This is a genomic window from Streptomyces sp. NPDC029138, from assembly GCF_055564375.1.
The window spans coordinates 20,762-27,472 of record NZ_JBVHWM010000097.1; the positions used below are offsets into that span (position 1 = coordinate 20,762).

Below are 6,711 nucleotides of genomic sequence, written 5' to 3' on the forward strand. Positions count from 1 at the left end.
CCTGAGCCATTAGGGCGGGCAGGCAGAGCAAGCGGCCGAGGATTTCCGCGCGCTCCTCGCGTGCCTCAGACCGTCAGCGCCTTCACCACCGCATCCCCGGACTCGGCCGTCTGCGCGTAGAACGCCCGCAGCTCCTGGTGTGCCGCCGCGAACGCGTCCCACGTCTCGCGCTCCGCGGCCGGGCCGCCGTAGCGGGGCAGCAGCTCCTCACGGGCGAACGCCCACAGCACATCGAAGTCGGCCGTCGTCAGGAACTCGGCCACACGGCGCGCCTGGGCCGCCGTGAGCACAAGGAACGGCGGCTTGCGCCGATCGGGCCGGAACAGCGGCCTGCCACCGAGGACCACCTGGCTTTCGGGCCCGCCCCCGGCACACTGCGCGGGAGCGCCGGAGTAGATGCGTTCCTGGTCCAGGTAGCGTTTGTACAGCACCTCCTCCCGGTGCCAGGAGGCATCCGCCTCATCCCCGAACAGCCGCTCGAGCCAGATCGCGCTGTTACGCAGTGCCGGGGGCGGCACCGCTCGCAGGCGGAGAGTCGTACTCATGCCAGAAGGAGCGCACGAGGCTGCCGAAGCATCACAGGTGCGACCGATCCGGTCCTCGCGCCTGAGCGTCCGCAGCCGCACGGACCGGTTGAGGGGTGACCGGAATTCCGGGCAGTGGTCGGGATTCCGGTCACCCCGTCCCTCTCCGTGCCGGTCACGGGGGGAGTGGGCGACGGCACGGAAAGCGATCCGGGGGGTCACGGCGCCGACGGGCGGCCACCTCGTACGCTGCGAAACCGGGACCCGTATCAGCCAGCGCACGGGCGGCCTGAATCGTCACTGGGCCGGCACGCGTACCGGTCCTGGCGCCGCCGCCGAGGTGAGGGATCAGTGGCACGTGTGACACTTCTGTGAGGACGGACGCTGGTCACCATGAGGGCCGTCGCTGCGACCGTAGCGCGGCGGGCAGCACGGGCTCTCTGTGAACCAGGTACGAACGAGGACGATCTTGGGCCAGGTACGGCAACCCCGGCGCGTAAAGGCGGGCGACGGGGAATTGGGCGCGGCAGTCGCGCGGGCCCAGGACGGCGACGAGTCGGCTTTCGCGGTCGCCTACCGCATCGTGCAACCGGGTCTGCTCGGCTACCTGCGCGGGCTCGTCGGCGAGGACGCGGAGGACGTGGCCTCCGACGCCTGGCTGGAGATAGCCCGTGACCTAGGGCGCTTCCGGGGGGACGGCGCCGGCTTCCGCGGCTGGACCGCAACCATCGCCCGGCACCGGGCACTGGACCATCTGCGTCGCCAGCGCGTGCGCCCCCGGGGTGGCGGGACCGAACAGGACGTACTGCACCTGCCCAGCCACCACGACACCCCTGACCAGGCCCTGGAGTCCCTGTCCACCGGGCGGGCATTGGAACTGGTCCGCGGACTGCCGCGGGACCAGGCCGAGGCCGTGCTCCTGCGCGTCGTCATCGGCCTGGACGGTCCCGCCGCCGCACGCGTCCTCGGCAAGCGCCCGGGAGCGGTACGTACCGCCGCCCACCGCGGCCTGAAGCGCCTGGCGCTGCAGCTGGGTATCAGCGGCGAGGCGGGCGATGGTGTGACGGACAGGGCTTCCCGATCGCTGGGGGAGTCGAAATGAACGGCAACGGCGACATTGGACGGGCGGAGAGGCACCAGACGCAGTACGCCGACCGATCACAACCGTCGGACAAGAACGGAATCGGACATGGGTGAACGACTGAGCGGCAACGAAGTTCGGGGCCGCAAAGGTGTGCACCCTGGCGACGACGCCGGGTCCGGACCGTGGGACCCGCGTGACACCGCCGCCCTGGAAACGGTGCTGGCCTCCGTCATACGCGACGGGCGCCTCGACCCCGAGGCCGAGCAGCGGGCCCTGGCCGCCTTCCGAAACGCCCACGCCACGGGCGTTCACAGGGCGCGTACCCGGCGCCGGGACGACTGGCGCCCGGCCGCGGGACGGCGTGCCCGTCGGTCTGTGAAACTGACGTTCGGCACAGTCTTCGCCGGCCTCGCCCTGGGCGGTGTCGCCGTTGCGGGCATCGGTTCCGCCGGCTCCCACACGGAGGGTGGCGATGCCGGTCGGCCGAGCGCACTCCCGTCGGCGGTGACCCCGGACCGGCCCGGCGGAAGGGACGCGTCAGCGCCCTCCGCCGACCCCGGCGCGACGGGCCGCCCAGCCCCCGCCCAGGACACCGCGACCCACTGCCGCGCCTACGAACAGGTCAAGGACCGTGGCAAGGTACTCGACGCGACTGCCTGGCGACAGCTCGTCGCAGCCGCCGGCGGGAAAGACCGCGTCACCGCGTACTGCGCCGAACAACTGGCGCGGGCCACGGCGGAGCCGAGCAGGTCCACCGGTGCGGACGAGTCCGGCAACGGCGGCGCGGACAGTGGCAACAGCAACAGCAACAGCACAGCGGGACATGCCGGGGCCTCCGACAACGCCAGGTCCGGCAACGACTCCGGTGGCACAGGCAACGCGGGGAACGGCCAGGCGAGCGGCGGTGCAAGCGGCGGGAAACACGAGTAGCTCCCCTACGGACCGTCTCAGGGCCGTGCCCGAAGCGTGCCCGTAGGGGGTGAGCAACTGTCCACCTGGCTGATGGACCGGATGCCCGACCAGACTCGGCCTGTCTGCCGACCCACGCCTTTCCCCCCGAAGGAGCACCACCAGGTCCGGAAGCAATACCGTCATCCGTACATCCGTAGCCTGCACGACCTGGGACTTGCGGCATGGTTCGGTGAACGGGTTTGCGTGTCGACGGTGCACAGACCTCCGTAGCGGTCTCTACCGGTGAAAGGCCGTCAACGCGACTACCGTGCTGCGACTAACCGGCACTCAGCCTGGCGTTCTGTCTGACAGATGCCTGTTGATTATCGGGGGTCGGTGAAGTGATCGCAGCATAAAAAGGAACATGACACTCACTGCCGTCACGGTGTTCGCCGTTCGCTGATGTCGGGGACTGCCAGCGGGTGAAGTGCAAGACGGACGACCCGGAGGGCAGGCACATCGTCACCCGCCACGGGCATTCGGGAGCTGGGCTGGCACCACTGTCCGGCATGGGCCAAGCTGTGAACTCTCCTGAACCAGGCGTGGAGCAGGCGGCAGCGGCCCGTCTGCTCGATCTTGCTCGCTCCTTCATCACCACGCATGTGTTCGGCGCTCTGGTTTCCCCGCGTTCCTCGGGAACGAGAATCTGCATCAGCCTTCCGACGATCCGCACTGTGCCGTGATCGTGGACCTCACCGACTTCTGACGCAAGGGTGCCGGCCAGTCAGCCACTGGCCGGCACCGTCTTCTCGGCGAGCGGGTCGGGGGCGCCTTTCCGGGCCGGCCGACGGGGCATGGCGCTTATGGCGGCCAACGCCGTGTCCTACGTGGTGAGGCGGTCGTTGGTCCGTGCATGCCACGGTCGGTCGGATTCGGTCCGTCCAGGGCCCTCTTTTGACCGCCCGCACGCTCACGGAGTCGATGGCGCACCGCGACCAGCCCAGCCGACCCTGGCTGCCGAGTTCGTCGAGGACCAGACGAGGCAGCTTGCCCCACCCACGAGCCCGCGACCGCTCGGTGAACCGATCCGGCCAGATGCGCGGTGGTCGAGGACACCGCCACCGGGGTCGCCGCCGCCGAGGCAGCGGGCTGCCGGGTGGTCGCCGTACCCTCCGTGGCCCCCATCGGCCCGGCCGCGGGACGCACCGTCGTCTCCTCTCTGGAACAGGCCGCGGCCTGGCATTTCTGCGGGGCCTGCTGACGGAAATGCACTAGTCGTTCACCCAGCGCGTCAAGGCCATTGTTGGCACTGAACACATTTCCGGGGCAGCCCACCCGGGGGGAATTCGCCGGGAGCGGTGCGGCTGAATTCTGCTGAATGGTCGCCCAGTTGAGTGTGTGACGTTCCCCACGTTATCGGGACTCGACAACATGGGCCGAGCATGCCGACCGGCCCCAACCAGGCGGCTTCCATGCGACCTTGTGTCCCGATTGATGGGAAGCTGCACCAATCCTGCCGCTGTCGAGTTTTCGGTGCGTCCGCGGCTCGTTCCGCTGCGTGATGGGGGGTCAACTCAAGCGGCTGTGAACGCGGTTGCGGGCGCGGACTAATCTCCTCGCGAGAACATCGCCGAGAACCCCCGTGATCCGCCGCGTCACCCCTGCATGCCGGATACACGGACCCGAGCAGCTCTGGAGAAACTCCCGCATGAACCGCAAGACTTTGGTGCTGCCGGCGGTGGCCGGCCTGCTCACCCCGGTTCTCGCCGCGTGCGGCGGATCCGTCAGCGGGAGCAAGAGCGATGACGCCATCGTCGTCGGTACCACGGACCAGTTCACGGCCACCAAGGAAGCCCCGGCGCCGCTGGATCCCGCCTACACCTACGACACCAGCACCTGGAACCTCCTGCGTCCGACGGTGCAGACCCTCATGATCGTGCCCAAGGGCGAGGGAAGCCCGGTGCCGGAGGCCGCCGAGAACTGCTCCTTCACCGACAGCGGCAGCGAGCGTTACGTCTGCACGCTGCGCAAGGGGCTGAAGTTCGCCAACGGTGACGCGGTCACGGCCTCGGACGTCAAGTACTCCATCGAGCGGGTCCTGCGTATCAAGGCCGACACGGGTGTCTCCACGCTGCTGAACACCATCGACACCATCGAGACGCAGGGCGACCGCCAGGTCGTCTTCCATCTCAAGACGGCCGACGCCACCTTCCCGTACAAGCTGTCCACTCCGGTCGCCGGCATCCTCGACCCCAAGAACTACGCCAAGGACAAGCTGCGCGACGGCTTCGAGGTCGACGGCTCCGGTCCGTACACCCTCAAGGCCGACGTCAAGGACAACACGATCACGAAGGTCACCTACGCCAGAAACCCCGGGTACAAGGGCAGCCTGGAGGTGAACAACGACAAGGTCGAGATCCGCGCCTTCCCCGACGCCGACGCCATGGGTTCCGCGATCGACAAGGGCGACATCGACGTGATGATCCGCAACATGTCGCCCGCGCAGATCCAGAAGCTGGACGCCGGTAGCGACAAGAACGTCGACCTGGTCGACATGCCCGGCCTGGAGATCCGCTACCTGGGCTTCGACACCGACGCGCCCACCGTCAAGTCCAAGGCCGTGCGCCAGGCCATGGCCCAGCTCATCGACCGTGACGAACTGGTCTCCAAGGTCTACGGCACCCAGGCCGAGCCGCTGTACTCGCTGGTCCCGGCCACCATCACGGGCCACTCCAACGCCTTCTTCAACAAGTACAGCAACCCCAGCGTCGACAAGGCCAAGTCACTGCTCACCAAGGCCGGCATCACCACCCCGGTGAAGCTGACCCTGCACTACACCACCGACCACTACGGCTCGGCCACCAAGCAGGAGTTCGAGGTGCTCCAGAAGCAGCTCAACGACAGCGGCCTGTTCGACGCCTCCATCCAGGGCCACCCCTGGAAGACCTTCCTGCCCGACGAGCTGAAGGGCCAGTACGACGTCTACGGCATGGGCTGGTTCCCGGACTTCGCGGACCCGGACAACTTCCTGGCGCCGTTCCTCGACAAGGACAACATCCTCGGCTCCCCGTACAGCAACACCACCATCCAGCGGACGCTGATCCCGCAGTCCCGCCGCGAGGCCGACCGTCTCGCCGCCTCCAAGAGCCTGAATCAGATCCAGGACATGGTCGCCGAGGACGTCCCGGTCCTGCCGCTGTGGCAGGGCAAGCAGTACGTCGCCGCACGGGACGACATCACGGGCGTGGCCTACGCCCTCAACTCCTCCTCGGTGCTTCAGCTGTGGGAGCTGGGCCGCGGTGTGAGCGGCTGACGGCTCTCGGCTCTCGGCACCCGGGGCCGAACGCGGCACGGCCCCGGGGCCCGGGACGAGGGACGACGGCCCCGGGCTGACGAACCGACGACAAGGCACAGAGCACGTGAACATGCGCGACCAGTGGCCGGTCCTGCGCCGCGTCCGACATCGCCGACCTCGATCAGGGAGCCGATAGCAGGGGCGTCGACATCATCGAGGGCACCAGCGCCGAGGTCCAGCACCTGGTCTTCAACACGCTGTGCTCGATCATCCCGGCGCGGGCATCGATGGCCACAACACCGCGTTCTTCGACGCCTACGGCGCCCGCCCCTCCCAGGACAAGACCGCCGCCGCGCCGCGCGCCGACAACGTCACCGACAAGGTCAAGCTCACCCTCCTGAACCATGCGCTGGACAGCTTCGACGTCCGTCTCCATCACGCACCCCCTGCGGAGGAGTCGGGGTGCGGGTACGGTCAGAGTACGGCGCCCGGATCGAGGCCCGGCTGCGGCACCTCAACGGTGACGAGGACTTCGAGCGGTACCACCGGGTGGAGCAGTTCACCGCGAGCCGCATGCACCTGGAGGTCTCTGCTCGCGCGGCGACCGGCGCGTGGGCCATGTCCTCGAAGACCTCTGCCTCGGCGACGTCGACCTGCGCACTGTCACCAAGGGCCGGCTGATGGCGGCGCTCGCCGAGTGCGGGCGGACGGGATGGCCTTCAGATCCGGTGAGGGGGGCGCGTCGGCACCGTCGGCGAGGCTGGCGCGCAGCTCTTGAGGTGGGGGAATGTGAGAGGGGGCCCGGCTGACGCCGGGCCCCCTCTTTCGTAGCGGGGACAGGATTTGAACCTGCGACCTCTGGGTTATGAGCCCAGCGAGCTACCGAGCTGCTCCACCCCGCGTCGGTGGTGCCACTC

5 protein-coding genes, 1 tRNA gene and 3 pseudogenes are annotated in these 6,711 nt (G+C 68.7%); 6 read left to right on the forward strand and 3 right to left on the reverse strand.

Features of this window, described 5'->3' with window-relative positions; genetic code table 11:
- Positions 1-65: 65 nt before the first annotated feature.
- On the reverse strand, positions 66-545 hold the full coding sequence (locus tag ACZ4WH_RS40980; protein WP_468190611.1) for a DUF1877 family protein: 480 nt from the start codon (positions 543-545) through the stop codon (positions 66-68).
- A gap of 448 nt (positions 546-993) precedes the next feature.
- On the opposite strand from ACZ4WH_RS40980, the gene ACZ4WH_RS40985 reads away from it, so the two are divergent.
- Both ACZ4WH_RS40985 and ACZ4WH_RS40990 read left to right on the forward strand, forming a co-directional pair.
- Positions 994-1,626, forward strand: coding sequence for an RNA polymerase sigma factor (locus tag ACZ4WH_RS40985; RefSeq protein WP_468190613.1), 633 nt, complete (start codon positions 994-996; stop codon positions 1,624-1,626).
- Positions 1,627-1,713: 87 nt separating this feature from the next.
- Entirely contained in the window at positions 1,714-2,538 is an 825-nt protein-coding gene (locus ACZ4WH_RS40990; protein ID WP_468190615.1) for a hypothetical protein, read from the forward strand.
- 867 nt (positions 2,539-3,405) lie between these two features.
- Here the strand turns inward: ACZ4WH_RS40990 and ACZ4WH_RS40995 are convergent.
- Positions 3,406-3,584, reverse strand: a pseudogene (locus ACZ4WH_RS40995) (IS5/IS1182 family transposase); the annotation flags it as partial.
- Between ACZ4WH_RS40995 and ACZ4WH_RS41000 the strand changes: the two are divergent.
- The 4 genes and pseudogenes from ACZ4WH_RS41000 to ACZ4WH_RS41015 all read left to right on the forward strand — a co-directional run.
- Positions 3,584-3,774, forward strand: a pseudogene (locus ACZ4WH_RS41000) (HAD family phosphatase); the annotation flags it as partial. The pseudogenes ACZ4WH_RS40995 and ACZ4WH_RS41000 sit on opposite strands and share 1 nt — an antisense overlap.
- 433 nt (positions 3,775-4,207) lie before the next feature.
- Complete coding sequence (locus ACZ4WH_RS41005) at positions 4,208-5,812, forward strand: ABC transporter substrate-binding protein (protein WP_468190617.1); 1,605 nt, start codon at positions 4,208-4,210, stop codon at positions 5,810-5,812.
- Between the two features lie 146 nt (positions 5,813-5,958).
- A pseudogene (locus ACZ4WH_RS41010) lies at positions 5,959-6,191 on the forward strand (ABC transporter substrate-binding protein); the annotation flags it as partial.
- A 65-nt stretch (positions 6,192-6,256) separates the two neighbouring features.
- Complete coding sequence (locus ACZ4WH_RS41015; RefSeq protein WP_468190619.1) at positions 6,257-6,475, forward strand: hypothetical protein; 219 nt, start codon at positions 6,257-6,259, stop codon at positions 6,473-6,475.
- A 147-nt stretch (positions 6,476-6,622) separates the two neighbouring features.
- On the opposite strand, the gene ACZ4WH_RS41020 is transcribed toward ACZ4WH_RS41015, so the two are convergent.
- Positions 6,623-6,696: transfer RNA gene (locus ACZ4WH_RS41020), tRNA-Met, on the reverse strand.
- Positions 6,697-6,711 lie beyond the last annotated feature (15 nt).